19 protein-coding genes and 1 riboswitch are annotated in these 25499 nt (G+C 71.3%); of the genes, 11 read left to right on the forward strand and 8 right to left on the reverse strand.

The features are described from left to right. Positions 1-34: 34 nt before the first annotated feature. A complete protein-coding gene (locus ACWDVW_RS13590) occupies positions 35-1363 on the reverse strand; it encodes a polysaccharide pyruvyl transferase family protein (RefSeq protein ID WP_449947896.1) in 1329 nt (442 codons plus the stop codon). A 206-nt stretch (positions 1364-1569) separates the two neighbouring features. On the opposite strand from ACWDVW_RS13590, the gene ACWDVW_RS13595 reads away from it, so the two are divergent. From ACWDVW_RS13595 to ACWDVW_RS13615, 5 genes are all read left to right on the forward strand, one after another. Then, complete coding sequence (locus ACWDVW_RS13595) at positions 1570-2853, forward strand: acyltransferase family protein (RefSeq protein WP_449947899.1); 1284 nt, start codon at positions 1570-1572, stop codon at positions 2851-2853. A 124-nt stretch (positions 2854-2977) separates the two neighbouring features. Continuing rightward, the gene (locus ACWDVW_RS13600) at positions 2978-3382 is read left to right on the forward strand and encodes a hypothetical protein (protein WP_449947902.1); all 405 of its coding nucleotides are present in this window, start codon (positions 2978-2980) and stop codon (positions 3380-3382) included. A gap of 178 nt (positions 3383-3560) precedes the next feature. After that, the gene (locus ACWDVW_RS13605; protein ID WP_449947904.1) at positions 3561-4325 is read left to right on the forward strand and encodes a hypothetical protein; all 765 of its coding nucleotides are present in this window, start codon (positions 3561-3563) and stop codon (positions 4323-4325) included. Between the two features lie 308 nt (positions 4326-4633). Then, positions 4634-4775, forward strand: a riboswitch (cyclic di-AMP (ydaO/yuaA leader). A gap of 225 nt (positions 4776-5000) precedes the next feature. Then, complete coding sequence (locus tag ACWDVW_RS13610; RefSeq protein WP_449947906.1) at positions 5001-5858, forward strand: C39 family peptidase; 858 nt, start codon at positions 5001-5003, stop codon at positions 5856-5858. Between the two features lie 79 nt (positions 5859-5937). Beyond that, a complete protein-coding gene (locus tag ACWDVW_RS13615; RefSeq protein WP_449947909.1) occupies positions 5938-6672 on the forward strand; it encodes an alpha/beta fold hydrolase in 735 nt (244 codons plus the stop codon). Between the two features lie 6 nt (positions 6673-6678). Here the strand turns inward: ACWDVW_RS13615 and ACWDVW_RS13620 are convergent, their stop codons facing one another. The 4 genes from ACWDVW_RS13620 to ACWDVW_RS13635 all read right to left on the reverse strand — a co-directional run bounded on the left by ACWDVW_RS13620 (position 6679) and on the right by ACWDVW_RS13635 (position 11793). Then, positions 6679-8376: a CDP-glycerol glycerophosphotransferase family protein gene (locus ACWDVW_RS13620; RefSeq protein WP_449947912.1), complete on the reverse strand. Its 1698-nt coding sequence runs from the start codon at positions 8374-8376 to the stop codon at positions 6679-6681. 36 nt (positions 8377-8412) lie between these two features. Then, complete coding sequence (locus ACWDVW_RS13625) at positions 8413-9915, reverse strand: D-ribitol-5-phosphate cytidylyltransferase (RefSeq protein WP_449947915.1); 1503 nt, start codon at positions 9913-9915, stop codon at positions 8413-8415. Between the two features lie 167 nt (positions 9916-10082). After that, the gene (locus tag ACWDVW_RS13630) at positions 10083-10883 is read right to left on the reverse strand and encodes an ABC transporter ATP-binding protein (RefSeq protein ID WP_449948082.1); all 801 of its coding nucleotides are present in this window, start codon (positions 10881-10883) and stop codon (positions 10083-10085) included. Between the two features lie 10 nt (positions 10884-10893). Then, the gene (locus ACWDVW_RS13635; protein ID WP_396746327.1) at positions 10894-11793 is read right to left on the reverse strand and encodes an ABC transporter permease; all 900 of its coding nucleotides are present in this window, start codon (positions 11791-11793) and stop codon (positions 10894-10896) included. 167 nt (positions 11794-11960) lie between these two features. On the opposite strand from ACWDVW_RS13635, the gene ACWDVW_RS13640 reads away from it, so the two are divergent. From ACWDVW_RS13640 to ACWDVW_RS13655, 4 genes are all read left to right on the forward strand, one after another. After that, on the forward strand, positions 11961-12587 hold the full coding sequence (locus ACWDVW_RS13640; protein ID WP_396746330.1) for a TetR/AcrR family transcriptional regulator: 627 nt from the start codon (positions 11961-11963) through the stop codon (positions 12585-12587). 140 nt (positions 12588-12727) lie between these two features. Beyond that, a complete protein-coding gene (locus tag ACWDVW_RS13645) occupies positions 12728-13837 on the forward strand; it encodes a DegT/DnrJ/EryC1/StrS family aminotransferase (RefSeq protein WP_117227538.1) in 1110 nt (369 codons plus the stop codon). Beyond that, positions 13834-14868: a Gfo/Idh/MocA family protein gene (locus ACWDVW_RS13650; protein ID WP_449947919.1), complete on the forward strand. Its 1035-nt coding sequence runs from the start codon at positions 13834-13836 to the stop codon at positions 14866-14868. Before ACWDVW_RS13645 ends, ACWDVW_RS13650 begins: the two co-directional genes overlap by 4 nt. Before the next feature lie 31 nt (positions 14869-14899). Further along, complete coding sequence (locus ACWDVW_RS13655) at positions 14900-16489, forward strand: glycosyltransferase family 4 protein (protein ID WP_449947922.1); 1590 nt, start codon at positions 14900-14902, stop codon at positions 16487-16489. A 151-nt stretch (positions 16490-16640) separates the two neighbouring features. On the opposite strand, the gene ACWDVW_RS13660 is transcribed toward ACWDVW_RS13655, so the two are convergent. Beyond that, positions 16641-18791: a glycosyltransferase family 1 protein gene (locus tag ACWDVW_RS13660; protein WP_449947925.1), complete on the reverse strand. Its 2151-nt coding sequence runs from the start codon at positions 18789-18791 to the stop codon at positions 16641-16643. Further along, complete coding sequence (locus ACWDVW_RS13665) at positions 18788-20230, reverse strand: glycosyl transferase (protein WP_449947928.1); 1443 nt, start codon at positions 20228-20230, stop codon at positions 18788-18790. Before ACWDVW_RS13665 ends, ACWDVW_RS13660 begins: the two co-directional genes overlap by 4 nt. Positions 20231-20535: 305 nt before the next feature. On the opposite strand from ACWDVW_RS13665, the gene ACWDVW_RS13670 reads away from it, so the two are divergent. Next, the gene (locus ACWDVW_RS13670; RefSeq protein ID WP_449947931.1) at positions 20536-22380 is read left to right on the forward strand and encodes a hypothetical protein; all 1845 of its coding nucleotides are present in this window, start codon (positions 20536-20538) and stop codon (positions 22378-22380) included. 21 nt (positions 22381-22401) lie between these two features. Here ACWDVW_RS13670 and ACWDVW_RS13675 read toward each other — a convergent pair whose 3' ends face one another. After that, positions 22402-23556, reverse strand: coding sequence for a hypothetical protein (locus ACWDVW_RS13675; protein WP_449947934.1), 1155 nt, complete (start codon positions 23554-23556; stop codon positions 22402-22404). 371 nt (positions 23557-23927) lie between these two features. Here ACWDVW_RS13675 and ACWDVW_RS13680 point away from each other — a divergent pair, with 371 nt between their 5' ends. Continuing rightward, positions 23928-25496: a glycosyltransferase family 2 protein gene (locus ACWDVW_RS13680; RefSeq protein WP_449947936.1), complete on the forward strand. Its 1569-nt coding sequence runs from the start codon at positions 23928-23930 to the stop codon at positions 25494-25496. Positions 25497-25499 lie beyond the last annotated feature (3 nt).

Below are 25499 nucleotides of genomic sequence, written 5' to 3' on the forward strand. Positions count from 1 at the left end.
TGGTGAAGTGTTTGAACAGCCGGGCAGTGCCGGGTTAACGGTTGAGCATGCGGCGCACGGAGCCGGGGACCGCCTTCTTGATCCGGGTGCGGATCCGCTCCGGCCGAGCCGTCGTCTGGGCCTGATCGCGGAGTGCGGCCTCCTGGTCGCGCAGCCACTCGATGCGCTTGACCAGCACCTCGGGCGAGGTGGCCAACGCCGGGCGGACGGCCGGCGGGAAGACGGTCGCCTGCCGGGTGGCGTCGAACACCGCCGCGCTGTCGGCGTCGTTGAAGGAGTTGCCCAGGTCGTGCTTGTTCAGGAACTGGATCATCGTGTCGTACCGCTGCTTGTGGCCGTTGACCATGCCCGAGTAGTCGGCCTCGTCGTAGAGCTGGGCGGCGTCCACGTCGGCCGGCACGTCACGCATCACGCGGTGCGGGATCTCGAAGTAGCGGGCCAGCTCCAGGGTGCGCGAGTCGTGCGCGAAGAGGAAGCCCGGCGTACCGGCGAGCAGCGAGACGATGGTGCCGTGGATGCGGGTGCCGAAGTTGAAGTCGAACCCGGAGAGGTAGTCGATCCAGGTCCACGGGTCCACGAACATCCGCACCTTGTCCTCGGTGAACAGCGGGTGCGTGGTGTGGATCGGGATCTCGCCGCTCTTGCCACGGTCCTCGGGAGCGTCGCCGAAGAGGAGGGTGCCCAGCGTCTTGAGGTCCTGCGGGATGTAGCGCAGGTTCTCGTAGCGCTGGTGGTGCGTCTTGATGATCTGCGCCATCGACTTGACGTACGGCGAGACGGTCAACGCGATCCGGTCGTACGGGCCGATGAACGTCTTGCGCTTGTCCACCGGCAGGGTGTCGCCGTGCAGGAACATCGACGGGCAACCGATCACGTCGACGTTGGAGAAGCCGATCGTCCGCAGGTAGTCGGCGGTGATCTCGCCCCGGACGCCGATGCTCGGCGAGCGGTCGAGGACGGCCCGGCAGAAGCGGCTGACCTGGTCGTCGATCGGCCGCAGGTACTCCCGGTCACCGTCGACGTTCGTCTGCACACCCACCCCGAGCACCACGACCGGGATCTTGAGCCGCTCGATCAGCCGGCTCATCGCGTCGAGCCGGTGGGCGTAGCTGCGCCGGAACGCGTTCGCCAGCGGGACCACGAAGACGTCGTACTCCTCGTTGATCCGGTCGCTGTCGCGCATGTTGACCGTGAAGCCGTTGGGCGTGATGGTGGCCGCACGGGTGGCCAGCAGCTTGTTCGCGGCGTGACTGAAGACCAGGTTGCCCGCGTTCTCACCGATCAGGTTCCGCTCGAACGTCTCCTCGGGCGAGTTGACGTCGAAGGGACCCTTCCGGGCCCGCATCAGGATCCGCTGGTGCATCGCTGACTCTGCCTCTCGTCGGTGCCGCCCCCCGCCTCGGCATGCCCAGCGCACCACCGGGCCGGATGGCGGGGTGGGTGCTCATCCAAGTCCCGGGAATAGTAGGCCACCGGGGGACCGGTTGACACCTGAGCCACATCCGCCCCATCCGCCCGGCCTCCCCGCCCGGTTCGAGGGGGAGTGCCCGCACCGGTATGGTGCCCGGAATGACCAGCACCACCGTCGTCGATAGGCCACCCTCCACCACCCGACGCGGTGACGCCAGCCGATTGCCCTCGTTGACCGGACTGCGCTGGATCGCCGCACTGCTGGTCTTCGGTTTCCACGCCGGCACCATGCGCATCATCGCCGAGCCCGGTCACCAGGCGGTGGTCGGCGAGATCTTCACCCTGGGCCTGTCCGGCGTGCAGTTCTTCTTCATCCTCAGCGGCTTCGTGCTGGTCTGGTCGGCCCGGGTCGGTGACTCCCGCCGCCGGTTCTGGCGTCGCCGGATCGCCAAGATCTATCCGAACCACGTGGTGATGTGGGCGTTGGCCATGCTCGCGGCGCTCTGGTTCGCCGACCCGATCAACCCGGTGGCCGCGCTGGAGAACCTGTTCCTGCTCCAGGCCTGGGACCCGCGACCGGGCTACTTCTACAGCGTCAACAACGTGAGCTGGTCGCTCTCCTGCGAACTGTTCTTCTATCTCTGCCTGCCGCTGGCGTTGCCGCTGGTCCGCCGGGCCAGGCCGTGGATGCTGTGGGCCGTGGTGATCGCCATGCCGCTGCTGATCCTGGCGCTCTGGCCCGGTCAGTTGCTGGTGCCGGAGCAGAGCCGTTGGTGGTTCGCCCAGATCTTCCCGCTGGTGCGGTCGCTGGAGTTCTGGATGGGCGTGGCCGCCGCCGAGCTGATGCTGCGCGGTCGCTGGCGCGGGCCCCGGCTGCCGCTGGCCACCGTGATCTTCGTCGCGACCTGGGTGGCGGCCTCGCAGTGGATCCGGGCCGAGCTCTGGGCGACCCTGCTGTCGGTGGCGTACGTCCTGGTGATCGCGGCGGCGGCGGACGCCGACGTGCACGGCCGCTGGTCGCCGCTGCGCTCCCGGCTGATGGTCTGGCTGGGCGAGGTCTCGTTCGCCTTCTACCTGGTGCACGTCTTTGCGATCATGACGATCCTGCGGCTCACCGGAGACTGGGGCACCGGCCTGCCCGGCTGGTGGGGAGTGCCGGCGGTGATCGGGTTCCTGCTACTCACCCTGGCGCTGGCCGCGTTGCTGCACCGCTACGTGGAGCAACCGATGATGCGGCGACTCGCCCCGAGCCGCGCCGGGTCCGCCCCGCCACCCGCCGCCGGGGCCGCAGGGCCGCCCACCCAGCCGCCCGCAGAAGCGGGCGCGGAGCCGCCTGCGGGGTCGCCCGTGCAGCCACGTACCGAGCCGCCCGCCGGGCTGCCGAGGCAGCGGGTGGCGGGTGACGAGTCGAGCACCGCCGGTCGGCGCGACCCGCACCGCTGAGTCCATGGTGGATGGCCCTCGTCGGCCGTCCGACCTGCTGTTTCGTGTGTCATCGGCGGCGCGTCGCCGACGCGACACGCCCGCCGACGATGTGATTCGACGGCGGTGGCGGTAGCGTGACGATGTGCTTCCCGTCGCGTCCGCCCATCCCCTGTGGTGGCTGGCGCGCTGGGCGACGCGGCTGCTGACCGGGTTCGCGGTCGCCGCCGCGTTCACCCTCGGCGCCTGGGCGATGCCCGCCCAGGGCGCCCCGGCCGGGCACCCCGCCGTCGACCGGGTCGCGTCGTCCGCCCTGCTCGCGCAGCCGCCCCACGCAGGCTGGCAGCCCACGTCGGGCGGCACGCTGGTCGCGGTGGCCGACACCGGGGTCGTCGACCGGGTCGACCCGGTGGGCGTACCCGGACTGCTGCCGGAGGCGCGCCCGGAGGCGCAGCGGCCCGCCGCGACGGTGGTCGCAGGTCCGGCGACATCCGTCCCGACGACGGTCGCACCGGCCGCCCACGGTGCCCGCGCCCCACCCGGCGCCTGACCTCGCGCCCCGCTGCGGCCCGCCGACCGGACTCCGCCGCAGCCCGTCCCGCAACGCCCGGGACCTCTGCCCGCGACACATCCCGTCACCGCCCCGCCCGGTCCCGTGGCACCGCCACCGGACGACCGGATGCCGGCGCGGTCCGCTGTCAGCGCACCACTGCCCACGAGGTACCGCCATGGAGAAGACCGTCCTCTACCAGTTCCTGATCGAGGTGCCCCGGGCCGCCGCCATCTGGTCGGTGCTGCTCGTGCTCGCGCTGGGCGTGCTCACCGCCCTGGTCGCCCGGCCCGAAACGGCCTCGTCCGGCGCCGACGAGGCCACCGGTCCGGCCGCCGACCCCGCCGAGGCCGAGGCGGCCGACCTGCGCCGCTACGCCGGTGAGGTGGCCGTGGCCGCCGCCGGGGCCGCGCAGAACGCCGCCCGGCGGCAGGAGGCGTGGCGTACCGCTCAGACCGCTCTCGACCGGGCCTGGGCCGGATTCGACGAGGCGGAGAGCCGGGCCCGGCGGCTTGCCGGTGTCACCGCGCTGCCGGCTCCCCGCACCCCGCGCACCGCCAGCGAGTACGCCGCCCGGGAGCGCTGGCTGCACCACGCGGCGATGCAGGCGCACTGGCGCGGTGACCTGTCGGCGCGGCAGCTCACCGACGTGCTGGCGCGTCGGGCCGGCTGGGATCCCCGACTGCACCCGGCCGAACAGGAGGTCGTCCTGGCCCGGGTCGTCCGCGACAACCACCGGGCCGCGTACCGGGTCGCCGCCGAGCGGGAACGGGCCGCCTGGCGGGAGGCCGAGCTGGCCATCGACGCGGCCCGGGTGCTCTCCGCCGAGGCGTACGCCGCCGCGCAGCGCCTGCGCCCGAACCCGTTCCCGGCGCCCGCCGTCACCGCCGTCGCACGTCCGGCCGCAGCGGTCCTGCGGTGGCGACCGGCGCGCGTGGGGTGACCCGGCTCGGCGACCGGATAGTCCGGCCGGATTGGGTGAGCCCGGTCACATCCCTCGCCGGAACGGACGCCGAGGCGGGAACCGCCCGAGACGTGACGCGATGCCCGGAGACATTGTCTGCGGGTGGTCCCCCTGTCACCGCCTGTTGCGTCGATCGCCGTCGGTCCCGTTGCGCGACGTCGCTGACCGAACGCCCGAAAATCATCGACCTGGATCATGTTTACGCAGGTCAGAGCGGGTTGGCAGGGCAATGGCCGGCCAGTAGTGTCGGCCCGTCCGATGCGGTACCCGATCGCAGGAGGCGACGCCGCATCGACCCGCCTAATCGTGGTCTCACGAACCGGGGACCCACCGCACCACTGGGGTGAATCCGCGAGCCTCGGCTCACGGTAGGGCCGTCTTCCCGCCCGAACCCGTCAGCTAACCCGGTCGGCGGTGTCGGAAGGAGCCTTCCTCTCGTGCATCCCCTCGTCGTACCCCTTGAGTTCCCTCACCTCCACGGCACTGCGGTGCCCGCGCTCGCCGGGCCGTCGGCTACGAGCTGACTGCGGCCACCGCCCCCGCCCGGTCATCCGGGCGCAGCCCCTCGCACGGCCGTCCCCGTACTCGGGCGGTCCTCGACAGGTCCTGTCGAGTTGACCGCCGGAGCGGTTCGCCGTGCCTCCCTGAGCTCCCGTGGAGGACTCCGTGAAGCAGACCGTCACGCGCCAGCTACGCCGGCTGGCCACCGAACGCCCCTATCAGGTCGTCGCCGCCTCGGCCGCTGCGCTGGCGCTGGCCACCGGTGCCGGTGCCGTACTCGTCGGCACCGAGGACGCCCCGGCCACCGCGCACACCACGACCACCGTCGCCGAGTTGCGCGGCGACACCGCGGTCTCCCGCGCCGAGGCCCGGGTGGAGCCGACCCCGTCGACCCCGCCCAGCAGCGCGGCCCCGAGCAGCGCCGCGCCGTCGCCCTCGCCGAAGGCCACCTCGGCGGCCCCCTCGCCGGTGGCCACCAGTGCGAAGGCCGCCCCGAAGGCACCGGCGCGGAAGGTCCTGGACTACGACTTCCAGGCGCAAACCACCGGCTACTACTGCGGCCCGGCCGCGGTACGCAACGCGCTCAGCGCCGCCGGTGTCGACCGTGACCAGGACACCCTGGCCGCCCAGCTCGGCACCACGTACGCCGGCACCAACTCGGCCCAGGACACCACCCGGGTGCTCAACGCCACGGTCAAGGGCGGGCCGTACTCGACCACGATGTTGCCGGGCGGCTCGGCCAGCCCGGCGCAGATGGACCAGCTCCAGGCCGACGTGGTCGAGGCGATCACCGACGGGCGCGGTGTCGTGGTGAACGTGGCCGGCAGCGCCACCGACACCGACGGCGGCTGGCACTCCTTCCCCGGCGGCCACTACGTCGCCGTGGTGGGCTACGAGGACGACGGTCGACTGGTCAAGATCGCCGACTCGGCCGACGCCTCGTACTACTCGTACTGGATGACCACCATCGATCTCGCCCACTGGGCCGCCACCCGCGGCTACTCCTCCTGAGATGTAAGGAAGGGTCCCCTGCTAACGCCTCGTGCATAGCAGGGGACCCCTCCTTACCTCCAGGTGGCAGACTTCGCGCATGAGCGAGGAGTCGGGCGACCGGGCGGTGCTGGTGCTGCTGCACGGGATGGGTGGCACCGGCGACGTGTGGCTGCCCTGGGCGCCGCTGTTGCAGGAGCGGTGGCCGGGCCGGTGGTCGGCCCCGGATCTGGCCGGTCACGGCGCCGCGCCGCCGCTGCCGGAGTACTCCTTCACCGCTCTCGCCGACCGGGTCGCGGGGAGTCTCGCCCCCGGTGACCGGATCGTCGTACTCGGACACTCGCTCGGCGGGGTGGTCGGCCTGGCGCTGGCCGCCGCCGACCGGGGCGTGGCGGTCGACGCGGTGGTGGGCCTCGGCATCAAGGCGGTCTGGTCCCCGGCGGAGCTGGCCCGCGCCGCCGACCTGGCCGCCCGGCCGGTCACCTGGTTCGGCACCCGCGACGAGGCGGCCCGGCGACACCTGCGGGTGGCCGGCCTGACCGGGTTGCTCGGCCCGGAGCAACCGGCGGTGGACGCCGGGCTGCGGCAGGTGGACGGGCGGTGGCGGCTGGCCATGGACCCCGCCGCCTTCGCCGTCGGCGAACCCGACCTGGCCGCCCTGCTGGCGGCGATCGACGTGCCGGTCCTGCTGGCCCGGGGCGAACACGACACGATGGTCACCGACGACCAGCTCCGGGCGTACGGCGTACCCGTGGTGACGTTGCCCGGTCTCGGTCACCACGCCCACGTCGAGGATCCGGCGGCGGTGCTGGCCCTGCTCGACCCCTGGCGCTGAGACCGCTCAGGTGGCGCTGGGCAGGGCGGCGTCGGTCGTGGTCCGTGGTGCCGGGGCGGTCCAGGTCGGGTCCAGCTCCCGCCGGGCGGCGGCGAGGAACGCCTCGGCGTACGACTCGGCCGGGAAGTCGCCCAGGTAGCGCCGACGGGTCGCCCAGCGCGCCTCGGCGAGCGGATCGGTGTCGAGCAGCCGGGTCAGCACGTCGTCCAGGTCGGACATGTCCCGGCGCAGCACGTAGCCGGTGGCGGCGAGGGGGAACCGCTCGACGAACCGGTCACCGTCGACACCGGTGTCGGTGACCACGTAGGGCTTGCCCGAGTACAGCCAGTCGGAGACCACCCCGGAGACGTCGGAGACCAGGGCGTCCGCCCGGTTCACCGACTCGGCCAGGGTGAGCCGGCCGGCGGCGGCGCCGAACACGTGCTGACGGCCGGTGCGGGAGCGGTCGGCGGCGAGCAGTTCGTGCAGCCGGGCCAGGCGTCGGGCCGAGGCCGGATGCTGGTTGGTGTACGGGTGGGCGCGCAGGATCACCGTGGCGCCCCGGTCGAGCAGCCGCCGCAGCAGCGTCTCGGCCATCGGCAGCGAGCAGTAGTCGGCGTCGGCGTGGTGGCCGGTCCAGGTGGGGGTGTAGAGGACGGTGGGGTTCGCCAGCCCGCGCGTCGGCTGGTGGCGGACCTCGATCGCCTCGACCTGCGGACGGCCCACCACCACGAACTTCTCGGCCGGGATCTCCACCCCGGCGCGGGCGTACCGGTCGATGGCCGCCTCGCCGGCCACGAAGATCCGGTCGAAGATCGCCGACACCGGGTTGGCGCTGGGCGCCTTGTCGCTGTCGCCGTGGTGCAGTTGGACGTGGGTGAGCTGGGTGAACCGGATGCAGTGGCTGTTCTTCGCGCCGTGGTTGACGTAGAACGCCACCCGCAGGCTCGGCACCAGCACCTCGTCCATGGTGCGCAGGGTGGGGCAGTAGACCACCGGGGCGGTGGTGGCCGCCGCGACGGCGGGCAGGAACTCGGGCTCCCGCAGCATCACCACGAACGGCCGACCGATCCGTTCCAGGTACGGCAGCCACATGGTGACCTGGTACTCCGACCCGGGCGGGGCGGAGAAGTGGAGCACGAACTCCGGCTGGTGCCGGCGCAGTGCCCGGGTGACCGCCGACCCGCCGGCCGTCGGCCGGAACCGGCGGCGGGCCAGGTCGAGGGCGACCGCCCCGGCGGCGGCGCCGACCGGCAGGCAGAGCAGTAGGGCGACCACGGCGGGCAGACCGGCCAGGGCGGCCACGGCCAGCGCGGCGAGCAGCCCCGCCACCGCGTCGTCTCCCCGGGCGGCGACCTGCGGCACCCAGGTGCGTACCGGCAGGTTGGCGGCGCGGATCTCCAGGTTGCCGGCGGTCCGCAGCGGCCCGGTGACCAGCACCAGCCCGAGCAGCACCAGGGCGGTGACCACCAGGATCGGGTCGAAGCCGCCGTCGAGCTGCCGGGCGTAGCCGACCAGGATCCCGGCGGCGAGCAGGGCGGTCTCCGCGACGCTGTCGGCGCCGGGTCGCACCCGGCGCTCCCAGACCGTGGCGGTGAGCGCGGCCACCGCCAGCCCGAGTCCCCAGGTGGTCGCGCCGGTGAGCGCGAGCACCAGGAACGCCAGGACCGCCCCGCCGGTGGCCAGGCCCCGGGCGGCCAACTTCGTGACCAGGTCACCACGCATCTCGGCGCTGCCTTCGTGCTCGTCGTCGTCGGCGGGTCAGCCGACGCGGGTGCCGCTGCTGGCGTCGGCCTGGGTGGGTACCGGGGCGGGAGCCGACGTCTCGCCGGGCGGCCGGCGTACGTCGATCACCTGGCCGGTGAGTTCCGAGATCAGCACGTCCAGCGAAGCCTGGGCGACGGTCTCGGCCGCGAGCAGGGTGTGCTCGGGCTCCGCGCCGAACGCCTTGGTCCGCATCGGGGTGGCCGTCCGCTCGGGGTTGATGATGTTGACCCGTACGCCGAACTCGGCCCACTCGTCGGAGAGCGCCTGGGTCAGGTTGACCAGCGCCGCCTTGGTGGCCGAGTAGAGCGCGTAGTCGGCCCGTCCCCGGGTGTAGGAGCTGGAGGTGTAGAGCAGGAGCTGGCCCTTGGTCTGCTGGAGGTAGGGCAGGGACTGCCGGGCGACGGTCACCGGGCCGACGAAGTTGACCTGGAGCACCCGGTCGATGGTCTCCTGGTCCATCTCGGCCAGCGCGCCCTTCTCCAGGACCCCGGCGGTGACCACGACGTGGTCGATCCGTCCGGTGGCCTCGAAGGCGGTCCGCAGCGCGGCTTCGACGTCCTCCGGCCGCTCCACGTGCGTGCCCGTGCTGGAGCGGCTGAACGGGAAGACCTGGGCGCCGTGGCGGCGAGCCAGTTCGGTCAGGTCGTGGCCGATGCCGTAGCTGCCGCCGAAGATCACGATCGTGCGGCCGGTGACCTCTTCGCTGTACGCGCGGTGGTCGGTCAGCCGGGGCACCTTGGCGGCGGCGAGCTGGAACAGCTTGTCGGCCAGGTGCACGTCGACCGGGTGGGTGACCTTGATGTTCTCGTCCGAACCGTCGATCACCTTGATCGGCACCTGGGGCAGGTAACGCAGGACCACGCCGCAGTCGTCGGTGGCGGCGAAGTTCGGGTCACCCTCGGCCTGCCGGTACGCCTCCCGGATGGTGCTCGACCGGAACGCCTGCGGCGTCTGACCCCGGCGCAGCGTGGCGCGGACCGGGATGCCGGTGATGCACTCGTCCTCGTCGACCTGGATGATCGTGTCGGCCGACGGGATGGCCACGTCGACCGCCGCGTACGTCCAGAGGGCGTTCACGCACTCCCGGACGATCCGGCCGCTGAGCAGGGGCCGGACCGCGTCGTGGAAGAGGATGTTGCAGTCCGCCTCACCCACGGCGTCCAGTGCGATCCGGGTGGTGGCGTTGCGGGTGTCGCCGCCCTCGATCACCTTGGTGACCTTGCGGAAGCCGGCCTTGTCGACGATCCGCTGCGCCTCGTCGACGTGTCCGGTGGCCATCAGCACGATGATCTCGTCGATCTCCGGCGCGGCCTCGAAGACGGCCAGGGTGTGCTCGATGATCGGCTTACCGGCGATCTTGAGGAGCTGCTTGGGGATGCCGAGGCCCAGTCGCGTGCCGGTACCGCCGGCCAGCACCACGGCCACCGTCCGCGAGGGTCGCCACGGCGCCGGGTCGTCCGGCTGGCTGCCCGGGTCGGTGGTCAGGTCCTGCGTCATCGCGGGTCCTCGCTCTCGGGGTACATGGCTCGCGGGGAGTGTCAACGTGGGAGGGGAGTGTCGCCGCCGCTGGCGACGGGATGAACCTTAACGCGCGGACCGCGTCACCCCAACGGGCCGACGCGGTCCGCGCGACGTCGTCGAGACGCCGGACGTTCGCCTGGACTCTACTTGCCGTTGGTGAACGCCTCGTACGCCTTCAACACCTCGGCGGTCGGCCCGTCCATCCGGATCAGGCCCGATTCCAGCCAGATTGTCCGTTCGCAGGTGTCCCGGACCGAGGAGAGCTGGTGGCTGACCAGGAACACCGTGCCGGCGCTCTCCCGCAGCTCGCGTACCCGCTTCTCGCTGCGCTTGCGGAACGCCTTGTCTCCGGTGGCCAGCGCCTCGTCGATCAGCAGCACGTCGTGCTGCTTGGCCGCCGCGATGGAGAAGCGCAGCCGGGCCGACATGCCGGAGGAGTACGTCCGCATCGGCAGCGAGGCGAAGTCGCCTCGCTGGTTGATCCCGGAGAACTCGATGATCTCGGGGACCTTGCGCTGCACCTCGGCCGGGTGCATGCCCATGGCCAGGCAGCCGAGCGTGACGTTGCGCTCGCCGGGCAGGTCGTTGAGCAGCGCCGCGTTCACCCCGAGCAGCGACGGCTGCCCCTGGGTGTAGATCGCGCCGCGCTCCACCGGCAGCAGGCCGGCGATGGCCCGCAGCAGGGTGGACTTGCCGGAGCCGTTGGTGCCGATCAGTCCGACCGCCTCACCCCGGTACGCGGTGAAGGTGACCCCGCGCACCGCGTGCACCTCGCGCACGTTCGGCGCCGAGGAGCGGCTCACCATCCGCTTGAGCGCGGCCACCGGGCTGGTGTTGCCGGCGGCGCCCTTGTGTACCCGGTAGACGATGTGCGCGTCGTCCACCACCACGGTCGGGATGCGTTCCTGGATCCGGGGCAGGGTGACCGTCACGTCGTTGGACATCGCCAGGTGATCAACCACGACCGTACTCCTGTTCGCCGCGCCAGAAGAACAAGTAGCCACCGATGCCCATCACGACCGCCCAGCCGGCCGCGATCAGCCAGGTCAGCAGCAGCGAGTCGTTGAGCAACGGGGCCTGCTCCAGCAGGGCGGTCCGGGCCAGCTCGATATAGACCAGCATCGGGTTGAACTGCACGATCCCGACGGCCCAGCCGGGCAGGTTGTTGGAGAACAGCTCGACGCTGTAGAGCACCCCGGAGCCGTACATCCAGGCCCGCAGCACGAACGGCATGACCTGCTTGAGGTCGCTGGCCTTGGCGCCCAGCCGGGCCATCGCCATGGTCAGCCCGGCGTTGAAGACCGTCTGGAGCAGCACCGCCGGCACCAGCATCAGCCACATCAGGGTGATCGGCTCGCCGGTGACCACCACGATGCCGACCAGCACCAGCAGCGAGCCCAGGAGCTGCTGGAACTGGGTGGCGGTGATCGCCAGCGGCAGGCAGGCCCGGGGGAAGTGCAGGGCCCGGATCAGGCCGAGGTTGCCGCTGATCGCCTGGGTGCCCTGCTGCACCGTGGTCTGGGTGAAGTTGAAGATGAACAGACCGGTGGTGAGGTAGGCGATGAAGTTCGGGATGTCCCGGTTCTGCTCCAGCACCACGCCGAAGATCAGGTAGTAGACCGCCGCGTTGCTGAGCGGGGTGAGCACCTGCCAGAGCTGCCCGAGTCGGGCGTTGCTGAACGAGGCGGTCAACTTGGCGTTGGCGTACGCGGCGACGAAGTGCCGGTAACGCCACAGCTCACCGCTGTAGCGGCGGAGTGAGGGCCGCTCCCCGGCCACCCGCAGGCCGTGGCGGGCGGCCACCTGCGCGGGAGTGAGGCCGGAGTCGGGGTCGGCCAGCGTGGTGTTGGCCATGGGGATGGGCGCTCCGATCTGTCGTGCGGCGGATACGTTCGCGACGATGGAATCTAGCGTGGAGCGCCGCCTCGCCGCTGCGTGGACAGTAGTCCGAAAGACGTCGGGACGCAACCGTACCGTCGTTGCGCTACATTGTTGTTCGTGACAGTGGAGAAGAGTCCCAGGTGACGACCGAGAAGAGGCGCGCGCCGGCCGGTGCCGCGGTGCTCCGTGGAGAGATCACCGCGGCCATCCGGCGGGCCCTGATGCACGAACTGGCGGCGGTCGGCTACGGCCGGCTCTCGATCGAGGCGGTGGCCCGGCGGGCGGGGGTCAGCAAGACCGCGATCTATCGTCGGTGGAACTCGAAGCTCGACCTCGTGCTGGACGTGGTCTCGGCCGTCGCCAGCCGGAAGCTGCCGATGCTCGACACCGGCACCCTCGACGGGGACGTACGCCTGCTGCTGCTGGTCGTGACCGGTGCGTTGGGTCACCCGATGGCGACACAGATCATCCCCGATCTGCTCGCCGAGGCGGCACGCAACCCGCAGATCGCCGGCACGTTGCAGAGCACGCTGAACGACTACCAGGACCGCATCGGCGAGATCGTCATCGGACGGGCGATCGAGCGGGGGGAGCTGCCCCCCGGTGCGGATCCGCGCGCTGCGGCCGACCTGATCGTCGGGCCGGTCTACTGGCGGCTGGCCATCGCCCGGGTGCCACTGGAGCCCTCCGAGCTGGCCCGGATGGCGGAGGCGGCCGTGGCCGCACTGCGGGTCGTCTGCGCGAGCCCGCGGGAGGAGGTGCCGTGAGCTGCGCGGACATCCGTCCGCTGGATGAAACGTGAACGCGGACCGGATGCCACATGAGTGCCATTCCCGACTCCCGCTCCAAACGGACTAGTATCGCACCCCGAACTCGCGAACAAGTCTTGTGACACGGGAGGACCTTCATGACTGGCCAGCGTCCGGACTTCATACCGCCAGCCCGGCCGATCATCGGCGAGGCCGAGATCGAGGCGGCGGTCAGGGTGCTGCGCAGCGGCATGGTGGTGCAGGGGCCCGAGGTCGCGGCCTTCGAGCAGGAGTTCGGCGAGGTGGTCGCCGGTCGGCACTGTGTCGCCGTCAACTCCGGCACCTCGGCCCTCCAGTTGACCCTGCTGGCGCTCGGCGTCGGCCCGGGTGACGAGGTGATCGTGCCGTCCTTCTCCTTCGCCGCCAGCGCCAACGCCGTGCGGCTGGTCGGTGCCGAGGTGGTCTTCGCCGACATCGAGCGGGACAGCTTCTGCCTCGACCCGGATGCGGTCGCCGCCGCGGTCACCCCGCGGACGGTCGCCGTCATGCCGGTGCACCTGTACGGCCACCCGGCCGCGATGGACAAGATCATGGCGGTGGCCGAGCGGCACGGTCTGGCCGTCGTCGAGGACGCGGCCCAGGCCCACGGGGCCGGCCTGCACGGCACGCCGGTCGGTGCGTTCGGCATCGCCGGTTGCTTCAGCTTCTATCCCACGAAGAACATGCACTCCCTGGAGGGAGGCATGATCAGCACCGCGGACGCCGGGTTCGCCCGCACCCTGCGGCTGCTGCGCAACCAGGGCATGGAGCAGCGGTACGCCAACGAGATCGTCGGCGCCAACATGCGGATGACCGACGTGGCCGCGGCGATCGGCCGGGTGCAGTTGACGCAGTTGGCCGAGTGGACCGCACAGCGCCAGGCGAACGCGAAGTACCTCGACTCGAAGATCACCAACATGATCACCCCGCCGGTGGCGGACGCCGCCCGGCACGTGTACCACCAGTACACCGTCCGCGTCCGGGGCGACCGCGACGCCGCCCAGGAGCGTCTGACCGAGCAGGGCATCGGCAACGCCGTCTACTACCCGACCCCGATCCACCGGCTCAAGCCGTACCTGGGTGCGGACGGTCGGCCCGGCCCGTGGGAACTGCCGGAGACCGACCGGGCCGCGGCCGAGGTGATCTCGCTGCCGGTGCACCCCACGCTGGAGCAGAGCGACCTCGAGCGGATCGCGGACGCCGCCAACCTCGCGGGCGGTGCCCAGTGAGCAAGCGGCAGAGCGACAAGCTGCGCGCCGGCCTGATCGGCCTGGGCGCGATGGGGCGCAACCACGCCCGGGTGCTCTCCGGTCTGGACGGCGTCGAACTGGTCGGCATCGTCGACCCCGTCGGTGACGCGAGCGGGCAGCTCCGGGCGCCGGTGCTGCCCGACCTGGGCGAGCTGTTGGCCCGCGACATCGACTACGCCGTGGTCGCCTGCCCGACCGCGCTGCACGAGGAGATCGGGCTCGAACTCGCCGCGCACGGTGTGTCCGCGTTGATCGAGAAGCCGCTCGCGCAGTCCGTCGAGGCGGCGACCCGGATCGTGGAGGCGTTCGAGAGCCGTGGACTGGTGGCCGGCGTCGGCCACATCGAGCGCTACAACCCCGCCCTGCAGAACCTGCGGACCCGCCTGGAGGCGGGCGAGCTGGGCGAGGTCTACCAGGTGGTGACCCGGCGGCAGGGCCCCTTCCCGCACCGGATCGCCGACGTCGGCGTGGTGATGGACCTGGCCACCCACGACATCGACCTGACCAGCTGGGTGACCGGCCAGGAATACGTCTCGGTGTCCGCCCGGACGGTCTCCCGCAGCGGCCGGCTGCACGAGGACATGGTGGCGGTCATCGGTACGCTCACCGACGGCACGATGGTCAATCACCTGGTGAACTGGCTCAGCCCGTTGAAAGAGCGGTCCACAGTGATCACCGGCGATCGGGGCTGCTTCGTCGCCGACACCCTCACGGCCGACCTCACCTTCTATGCCAACGGCGCCATCGGCACGGAGTGGGAGGCGTTGCGGGCCTTCCGCGGCGTCGCGGAGGGCGACATGATCCGTTACGCCGCTCCGAAGCGGGAACCCCTGCTGGTCGAACACGAGCGCTTCCGGGACGCCGTGGAGGGCAAGCAGAGCGACATCGTCACCCTCCGGCAGGGCCTGCGGACGGTGCAGGTCGCCGCAGGGCTGTTGGAGGCGGCCGACGCGGGCAAGGTCGTCACGGTGGCACCGAACCACGACGCCGAGCTTGCCACCACCCGCTAGCTGAGACCGGATCCAGGGGAGAATCGGCACGATGGGTTCCAAGAGCACGAAGCGTTACCGGGGTCGGGTGGTCATGCTCGTCGACAACGGTGTGCACGGCGACTCCCGGGTGCAGAAGGCCGCCCGCTCGGCGGCCGACGCGGGCTGGGAGGTCTTTCTCCTCGGCATTCGCAACACCCACTCCGCATCGGACAACTGGCGGATCGGCGACGCCGAGGTGCGGCTGTTGCGGGTGCCGAAGCCGCTGAACCGCCAGCCCCGGGAGAACACCCGGTCGCTGTGGCGGCCGCTGTCGTACGCGTCGCCGACCAAGGCGGCGTACCGGACCCAGAAGGTGCAGGCATGGCAGGCCGACCTCTATGAGCGTCGGGTTCGGGCGAAGGCACTCGGCGGCGTGGTTCCTGCCACCGTGGGTAGCGCGGTGCAGTTGCCGTCCCGTGCGATGGCCTCGCTGATGAGCCGCTGGGTGCGGTTGCGCAGCGCGGAGACCCGCCGGATGCGCCAAGCGCAGGCCGATCCGCAGGCGCTGTTCAACCGCCTGCCCATCCGTGGTTGGCAGATGCTCCGGGGCAGCCGCAGCTGGCGTCGTCTCGACCCGGGACTGTGGGACTTCGAACTGGCGTTCCGCAAGGAGATCGACGCCCTCAAGCCCGACATCATCCATGCCAATGACTTCCGCATGCTCGGGGTCGGGTCGCGGGCCATGCTGCGGGCCCGGGCGGCGGGTCGCAGGACCAAGCTGGTCTGGGACGCGCACGAGTTCGTCAGCGGCATCACCGGCCGGGCGGAGAATCCGCGCTGGCTGCCGGCGCAGATCGCCTACACCGCCGAGTACGCCGCCTATCCGGACGCGGTGGTGACCGTCTCCGACACCCTCGCCGAGTTGTTGCAGAAGACCCACGACCTGCCGGCGCGGCCGGCCGTGGTGTTGAACGCGCCGATGGCGCCAGCGGTCGACGCCGACGGCGAGGTGCCGGACCTGCGGGCCCGGTGCGGGGTGGACGAGCGGACGCCACTGCTGGTCTACTCCGGCGCGGTGAACCCGAGCCGGGGCTGCCAGATCATGGTGGAGGCGCTGCCACACCTGCCCGAGGTCCACGTCGCGTTCGTGACCGTCAATCCGAACGGGAGCAACCGGTTCTCCGAGGAGCTGCACGAGCGGGCCGTCGAGCTCGGCGTCGCCGACCGCGTGCACCTGCTGCCGTACGTCCAGCACTGGCAGGTGGTGCCGTTCCTCTCGGCTGCGGACATCGGGGTCATCCCGATTCACCACAAGGTCAACCATGAGCTGGCGTTGATCACCAAGTTCCTGGAGTACTCACACGCCCGGCTGCCGATCGTGGTCAGCGATGTCCGGACGATGGCGCAGACCGCCCGCGCCACCGGCCAGGGCGAGGTGTTCGAGGCCGAGAACCTGGCCGACTACGTTCGGGCGGTCCGCGCCGTGCTCGCGGACCCGGGCCGCTACCGGGCCGCGTACGACGAGCCGGGCCTGCTGGAGGGCTGGACCTGGGAGTCCCAGGCACAGTTGCTCGACGAGGTCTACCGCTCGGTGCTGGGCGTGCCGGCCAGGGCGCCACAGGTGGCGGACGACCGGGAGCTGACTCCCGCGGGACACTGAAGCAGCACCGTCGACGGCACGGCCGGACCGCCTCAGGCGGGCCGGCCGTGCCGGTTTTCGCTGCCGCGTCGACGCCTCGACCCGGCCGGAAGAACGACGCGAGGACCGTTCCGTGTTGTCGGGACAGCCCTCGCGTGGTGCGCCGGTCGGTTCAGCCGGTACCCGTCGGCGGCTCCAGCATCAACCGGTCGAAGTCCTTGTGGGTGACCGACCAGTCCCAGGTGTTCAACACGTGTGCGGCCGCCGCCCGGCCCGCCTCGCGCCAGGTCTCTTCGGACGCGGTGACGTCCAGGATCCGCTCCGCCGCCTCCTGCGGAGTGGACACCACCCAGTCGTTGGGGAAGAGGGTGCGGGCGCTGTGCGCTCGACCGGCGAAGAACGGCCAGTCCCGCACCACCGGGACGGCACCGCTGGCCGCGCCCTCCACCAGGCCACAGTGGAAGCTCTCCCGCACCGACGTGCTGAGAATGACCCCGACGTCGGTCAGGGCACCCGGCACGTCCTCGGTCCGTCCGGTCCGTACGACGGCACCGGACGGCTCCAGTTCGGCCAGTTCGGCCGCGAGCGTCGCCGCGTAGGTCCGCACCGCCGGGCCGAGCGCGGTCCGCAGCTCGTCACCGACGAGCTTCAGGCGGTACCGCTCGTCGCGGCGACGCAGCTCACGCAGCACCTCCAACGCCCAGAGCGGATCCTTGGCGACTGCGCTGAGCCCGACCAGGCCGAGCGTGAAGCGGCTCTCCGCCGACTGCTTCGGCAGCACGTACCGGTGCAGGTCCATGGCATTGGCGATGACGTGGGTCCGTGGCCCCTGCGGCGCGCGCAGTTGGGGCACCGCCGCCAGGGCCAGGTCACGCAGGTGCTCGGAGACGAAGATGAGGTCGTCCACCCGGGACCAGTCGGTCAGGTGCGGCCACCAGGTGAACGCTTCGAAGCTGTGCAACCGGACGATCACCCGGGCCGAACCCGGATCGATCATCGTGAGCATGGCGGCGGGCAGGTTGCACCAGTCGACGAAGACGGTGTCCGCCCACTCGACCTGGGCGCCCCACGCCTGCTGGACCTGCTCGACGTGCGTCCGTGTGCCGGTGAGCCGATGCTGCACCAGATGCATCCGCCCGTTGCTGAGGACCGGACGGATCGATTCCTCCACCAGGTTCAGCCGGCGGACCTCCACCCCGGGCGTCGCCTCGTAGCGGGAGAGGATCGGACCGACGAAATTGTCGTTGATCCCGGTGAAGAAGAGCATCCGGTGCGGACGGCCGGCCGGCGGGAACTCGGCCGGCGTCCGGCGGCCGCGCGGCGCCGCCAGCGCCTTACCGGCCTCGCTGTCGTGCAGCGGCGCGAGGAAGCCGTCCGGGTCCGCAGCCAACGGCGAGGTGAGCCCGTCGAAGTGCACGTTCCGGTGGAACATCAGGCTGAAGGCGCGCACCACGTGCTCTGCGGCCTGGCTCGGCTTGCGCTTCTTGAGGAGGGCGTCCGCCGCTTGGAACTGCCCCTCGACCACCGTCATCAGGTGTTCGGGCAATCCGCCCCGGTCGAGTTCCGCCTCGACCATCGGAGCGAGTAGCTGGCTCCTCGTCGCGGCGCTGCGCAACCGACGCTGGGCCGCCAGCGCCAACCGGTTGGCGCTGCTCCGGTGACCGGCCCGGCGCATGCTCCGGTTGACCCGCTGCGCGGCCACTCCGCGTAGGCGCTCCGGTATGCCGGGGGCGGTGACCGCCCGGTGCCAGAGCCAGCGCACCGGAGCGAGCTTCATGGCCCGCTTACCGGTGCTCACCTGGAACACCCGCTTGGCGAGCTCGACGGTCTGATTGCGGGTGGCACTGGTCAGGAGCACCGGGGAGGGACCGACGGTGCTCAGGCGCGGCCGGCGGTACTTCGCGGGGTCGGCCAACCGCTTCCGCACCGCCTGCAGCGTCGGGGTGATGCCGTGGACCGCATCAGCCCGTCGGTGCCGCTGGGCCAGTTGCCAGACCGTGTGTAGGGCCTTCGCGTCCAGGGCGACCAGCACGTCGGCACGCTTCGCGTGCCGACGGACCCACGGGTCGCGCTGGGCACGCAGCCACGGGCGACGGGCCGGCGCGGTCCGCTTGTAGGCCCGACCGAAACGTCGCCCCAGTTCCTCGACCGTGGGTAGTTGGTGCACCTCGGCCAGCTCGGCGACCGCCGGGATCTTCTCCACCGGATCGAAGGTGGTGGCGAATCGTACGGTGGCGCCCAGGGCCTGGAGTTGCTCCACCGCGTCGGTCAGCACCGCCACCCGGCCGGGTACTGCTCCCAGCACTACCAGTACCTCGATCATGACTCACCTTCTTTGGCGAGAACGTGCGCTCCGGCGGGGAGACCGGGCGCGGTGCCGGCCGGCCCGGCGGTGCCCAGCACCAACTCGGTGACCTCCCGGACGGCAGGGATGAGCTGCTCCTCACGGGCGTACTGCCGTGCCTCGGCCCGAGCCTTCTCGCGCTCGGCCGCGTCGGCGTTCCGCGCCATCGCGGCAGCCCGCCGGAACGCCTCGGTCAGCTCGACCGGATCGAGGCCGACCGCCCCGGTCCAGAGGGGGTACGTGGACAGCAGCGTGGAGGCGTCGTGCACCGGCTCGTGGGCGGACACCACCGGAAGCCCGGTGGCCATGTATTCGTAGACCTTGCCGGACGTCATGTACCGGCCGCCGGTCACCATCAGCACCACGGCGTCCCACCGGGAGTACAGGTCGATCACTTCGGCCTTGGGTACCGAGCCGCCGACCAGCACTCCGTCCGCTGCGGCCGCCTTGAGTAGCTCGGCATGGTAGTTGTCGCCCCGGGACCACCCGGAGCCGATGTGCCCGCGTACCTCGAAACGGGCGTCGGCCAGCGCCGGGTCTGTCGCGCGTGCCGTCCGCCACCCCTCGAGTACCGCCTCCAGCAGTGGCACCGGCAGATTCAGCGCACCGAGGTAGCCGAAGGTCAGCGGCCGGTCTGCCGGGGCGGGAAGCGACTCGACCGGGATGCTCACCGCGTCGTAGCCGTTGCGCACGATCCGCATCTTGTGGGCCAGATCCGGATACCGCTCCCGGTACCACCGGGAGATCGGCTCGTTGACGTTCCAGATGGCCACGGCGTCGGTGAGCAGCTTGGTCTCCCACCGACCGGAGACCGACTCCTTGGTGAACGCCTCCCCACCGTTGATCACGTCGACGGACCAGCCGTCCCGGAAGTCCACCACGTAGGGGACCCGGTGGGCCTTCCAGAGCTTCCACGTGGCGGCCAGGTTCACGTACGGCACGCAGGTGGTCACCAGCAACTCCGCCGGCCGCTCTCGGTGGATCTGGAGCAGCGCCTTCTCCAGCGCGGGACGCCAGCCACCGAACACCGGCTCGGGGAAGACCTTGAGGTGCTGTTCGCGCAACTCAGCCAGGTAGTCGCGGTGGGCCAGGGCACGCTGCTCGGTGTACGACCGGACGTCCGTTTCCAGGTCCTCCCGGAACAGCGGCAGCTTCACCACCCGGATACGGGGATCGACGCCCTCGGTGAGGGAGTGGTCGAGCCCGTAGTCGAGCTCCCACGCCTCGTCCATGATGGTGACCACGGTCACGTCCCAGCCCTCGGCGGCGAACTGGTTGGCGGTCGCCCGCATCCGGTAGGTGGAACTCTTGGCCGCCGGAGGAAAACCGATCGCGAGGTAGATCATGTGTGGCCGGGAACCGGGTTGGCGTGTCCGGGGGAGTTTCCACGAGTCCCAGAGGGTTCGCCACTTGTTCATCGATTCCGATCCTGAGGGTGTGTGAAGATCCGGCGCTGGCACCGGAACGGCCCCTCTTCGCTACCCGGTCGAGGGGCGGCAGCCGCAGGACATCTGCGGAGCGGGACCATGCCGGGCGGGACCTTTCATCAGCGGTACGCCGTACCTCGTCGGTCGGCCTGACGCGGTGCCTGCTCCGCGACGGCCGTGCACGGCCCGCGGTCAGGTGCTGACCCTACAATAACGCCGGCCCGAGCGTCAGTCGTCCTGGCCGCCGGCCGATCCCCCGATGGCCGCCCCGGTATCCGTGAGAGGTATCGCCCACCATGACCACTCCCGACACTCGCCACCGCGCGCCCGCCCCCACCGGGAGTGCCGAGGTGACGGAGGACGCGCCCCGCCCGATGCCGGACGCCGACCCGGCGTCCGGCACCGCTCGCAGGGTCACCCGACGCTGGCCGCTCGACGCGTGTGTCGCCCTGGTCTTCTTGGCCGGTGCCGGCTGGGTCACCGCCCGCGGGTGGCTCGACCCGTACGGTCGTCTGCTCGGCAGCCGCCCCGACGACCAGGGTTTCAACGAGTGGATGTTGGCGTACGCGGCCCACGCGGTCAGCAACCTGGAGAATCCGTTCTTCACCACGCTGCAGAACGCTCCGGACGGGGTCAACCTGGTAGCCAATGTCGGGTTGCAACTGCCCGGACTGCTACTCAGTCCGGTAACCCTGTTGTTCGGCGCGCCGGTCGCCTACCTGCTGTTCATCACCCTGAACCTGGCCGGCACCGGTTACGCCTGGTACCACGTGCTCTCCCGGCACATGGTGGACTCCCGGGCGGCGGCCTTCCTGGGTGGTCTGTTCTGCGCGTTCGCCCCGGCGCTGGTCTCGCACAGCAACGGCCACCCGCACATGACGGCCCAGTGGCTGGTGCCGTTCATCGTCTGGCGGGTGGTCGCACTGTCTCGGGGCGGGCAGGTGGTCCGCGACGGCCTGGTGTTGGGCGCGCTGGTGATCGCGCAGTTCTTCGTCAGCCTGGAGATCCTCTTCCTCACCGCCCTGGGCTGTCTGATGCTGGCCCTGGCCTACCTCGCCGTCCGGCCGCAGGACGCGGTGCGGCGCTGGCGGGCACTGCTGCTGGGCCTGGCGATCACCGCCGGGCTGGTGGCGGTCGCGGCCGCCTACCCGCTGTGGATGTACTTCGCCGGCCCACAGCACCGGACCGGTCATCCCGGCACACCGGACATGTACGCCCTGAAGCTCGGCTCGTTCGTCCGGTACGCCACTCAGTCGGTCGCCGGCGGCCCGACGAGCGCGGTGGGCTGGGCGCCGAACACCACCGAGCAGGCGAGTTTCTACGGCTGGCCCCTGCTGCTGCTCGTCCTCGGTGTGCTCTGCTGGCTGCGCCGCGAGGCCGTCGTACGGGTACTCGGCATCGTCGGCCTGGTGACGGCTCTGTTCTCGATCGGCACCACCTGGACGGTCGGTACCCGCCGTACCGATGTCCCGGCCCCGTTCGCGCTCGTGCAGCACCTGCCGGTCTTCGACTCCGTGGTGGTGGCCCGGTTCGCCCTGATCACGACCGTGGCGCTCGGGGTGCTCCTGGCGGTCGCCGTCGACCGTCTCGTGTCCCGCCAGGGCCGACCGGCCAACCGACTGGTCCTCGGTGCGGGTGCCGTGGCCGTGGCCGTCGCGCTCGTGCCCATCATGCCGACGCCGCTGCCGGCGCGGGGCCGTGCCCCGGTGCCGGACTTCGTGACCAGCGGCGCCTGGCGTGATCACGTGGCGCCCGGCCGCACCCTGGTACCCGTGCCGGTCACCCGGATGAGGTCGGTCTACTGGGGTTCCGCCGCACTGGCCGGATTCGCGGTGCCGGAGGGCTACTTCCTCGGACCGGTCTCGGCGACCGACGCCACCGGTCGCTGGGGGGTCGAGCCGCAGCCGACGGCGAAACTGATCACTGCGGTGTCCGAAGGAAAGCGGGACACCACGGTCGGCCCGGCCGACATCGACCAGGCGCGGGCCGACGTCCGCCACTGGAAGGCCGACGCGGTGGTGCTGCCCGACCGGGGTGCCCGACGGCACGACGCGCTGAAGACCGTGCTCGACAGCCTCTACGGTCCGGGACAGCGAGTGGATGACGTCTGGCTGTGGGACGTCCGCCCGTTGACCGGGTGACCGTCCGTCCCGGTCATCCGGTCAGGGGGACCGCTTCCAGATCAGCAGTAGGTAGCCGCCGAAATAGGTGGCGAACGCGGTCATCGCCAGCAGCGCGGTGACGGCCCGCGCCCACCCGGCGCGGGCCAACGCCACGGCGGCGGGCAGCAGGAGCGGGAAGGCCGGCAGCAGGAAGCGGGCTTTGGAATGGTAGTAGCCGGCCGCGCCCAACGTGGTGACCAGCAGGAGCCCGCTGTAGAGCAGCAACTGCCAGGGCTGCCGGTCGATCACGCTCAGCACGAAGAACATCAGCGCTAGCAGGAGCACCACGCTCACCACGAACAGTTGCGCCGCAGTCGGGTTCGCCAGTACCTCCCGGCTGCGGCGCACCGTGTCGGCACCGAGGTCGAAGGTGCTGCCCCAGCCGGCGGACTGGATGTGGAACCAGCCGTCCGGTCGTCCGACCTCACTGCCCACCCAGGCCAGGTAGCCCAGCCAGCCGGCAGGGGCGAGCAGTGCGGCGGCCCAGGGACGCCAGCCGTCCCGGCGTCGGACGATCGCCACCAGCGCGGCCAGCCCCACCACCGCGATCAACGAGGAGGCGGTCGGCCGGGTCAGGCCGGCGAAGAGGCAGACCACGCCGGCGGTGAGCCAGTAGCCGCGTAGCAGCGCATAGAGCGTCCAGGCGGCGAGGGCGGTGAACAGGGTCTCGCTGTACGCCATCGACTGGACGATGGCGTGCGGCAGGGCGGCCCAGAGTGCGGCGAGCAGCACGCCGGTGCGCCGGTCGTGCAGGTGCGCGCCGATCGCGAACAGCCCCCAGGCGGCGGCCAGCCCGGCCAACCAGGCCACGATCAGCGCCGCGACTTCGGTGCTGAGCGGGGACATCCGGTCCAGGGCGGCGGTGAGCCCGGGGTAGAGGGGGAAGAAGGCCATGTTGCTTTGCGTCTTCTCGTACCCGTCATACCCGTGCTGAGCGAGTGCGAGGTACCAGTGCCCGTCCGATTTCATCAGGGACTCGTCGAGGGGGACGCCGACGTTGCCGCCCCAGAAGTGGACGACCACCACGCCGACCATCCGGATCACCGCATAGGCGGCGAGACCAGGCATGGCGTAGCGGGCGGCGGCACCCAGTCGCCGAAGCCTCCCGGGCCGGCTGGGCCCGCCATCTCCCGGCGGTACTTCCTGGTCGTCCACCACATTCACCCCGGCTGTCCCGTGCGTGCCGACTCGGCATGATGCGGCAGCAGCCCGTGGTGCGGCCAGACTGGCACGGCCACCGACCCGGGACGCCCACCGGCCGTCGAACAGCATGGAGGTTAGCAATCGACTTCCGCGCGTCGCGGACGGCCGACGGCAGCGGCCTTTCCGACCTGAATCCTTGTCGTAGACTCGCTCGGGTCCCGCGGACGGCGGCACCGGTTACGACGGGAACGGGCGGGGATGGGATCTGACGGCACGACCGCAGCGGTGGATTCTCGGAGACGCGTCGACGGTGGTTCCCGGCTACTGCCGGGGCCGGCTGGGCTGCTCACGGACACGGCTCTGACCTCGGCGGAGTTGGCCGGATGACCGCGCCCGACGTGACCGTCGTGGTCGCCGTCTACAACACCATGCCGTACCTCACCGAGTGCCTGGACTCGCTCGTCGGGCAGACCATCGGCCTGGACCGGCTCGAGGTGGTCGCGGTCGACGACGGCTCGACCGACGGCAGCGGCGAGGAACTCGACCGCTACGCCAAGCGGTACCCGGGCACGGTCACGGTGCTGCACCAGCCGAACTCGGGCGGTCCGGCGGCACCGAGCAACCGCGCGCTGGAGGTCGCCCAGGGGCGGTACGTCTTCTTCATCGGCTCCGACGACCACCTGGGCCCGGAGGCGTTGGAGCGGCTGGTGGACGCCGCCGACCGGTGGGGTTCGGACGTGGTGCTCGGCCGGATGGTCGGCACCAACAACCGCTACGTCCACCAGGCCATCTATGCCAGCACCTCGGAGCAGGTCGACCTCTTCGGCAGCGAGCTGCCCTGGTCGCTGTCGAACACCAAGCTGTTCCGGCGGGACCTGATCGAGCGGCACGGCCTGCGGTTCCGCGAGGACATGCGGATGGGCAGCGACCAGCCCTTCACGCTGGAGGCCTGCGTACGCGCCGGGCGGATCTCGGTCCTCGCCGACTACGTCTACTACTACGCGGTCAAACGGGACAACGCGCAGAACATCACCTACGCCAGCCGGTTCGAGGAGCGACTGCGCTGCGCCGAGGAGCTGGTCGAGTTCGTCGCCGGGCTGATCGAGCCCGGGCCCCGGCGGGACGCGATCCTGCTGCGGAACTTCAGCTGGGAGGTGGCCAAGCTGCTCCAGGCCGACTTCCTCGACCTCGAACCGGCCCGGCAGGAGCAGGCCCACCAGCGGATCCGCCGGCTCGTCGAAAATTACCTCACCGACGGCATCCGCGAGCGGCTCGCGCCCGCCGTCCGGTTGCGCCTGCTGGCCGCCGGGCACGGGGACCTGGAGGGGCTGCTCCAGCTGATCCGCCAGCAGAAGGACGGCGCACTGCCCGAGGTGACCGTCGTCGACGACCGCGGCTACGCCCACTACTTCGGTTTCCGCGACCCGGAGCTGGGCTTTCCGGACGAGTGGTACGACGTCACCGAGCGGGCCGCCAAGCAGGCGATCAAGGTCACCGCGACCGAGTTGGCCTGGGAACGCGACGAGACCGGCGCGCAGACCCTCGTGCTCACGGCGCACAGCCCCTGGGCGCAGTTGGCGGGGTTCCCGCCGCAGGCGGTCCAGGTGAGCCTCGGCGGGCTGGCGGCCGCCGTCACGCTGCGTCCGGGCGGGCCGGGTACCGTCGTACGGGCGCAATGGCCGCTGCTCCAGTTGCTCGGCATCGGGGTTGCGGGCGCGGAGCCGCGCAAGGTCGAGGCCAAGCTCAGCGTGCTGGGTGGGGCGGCCACGACCGGGCTGCGGGCAGAGGGACGCCCTGCCGCGCCACGTCGGGCGGCCCGGCGCGGGTTCCGCCTGTACCTGGTCACGCCGCACACGGATCGCAAGCACCGGGTGATCCTGATGATCACGTCTGTCACGTCGCGCCGGATAGTCGCCCGTTTGACCACCAAGTGGTCGTCGAGAGGAAAGTAGTTC

This window comes from Micromonospora sp. NPDC003241 (genome assembly GCF_053589795.1).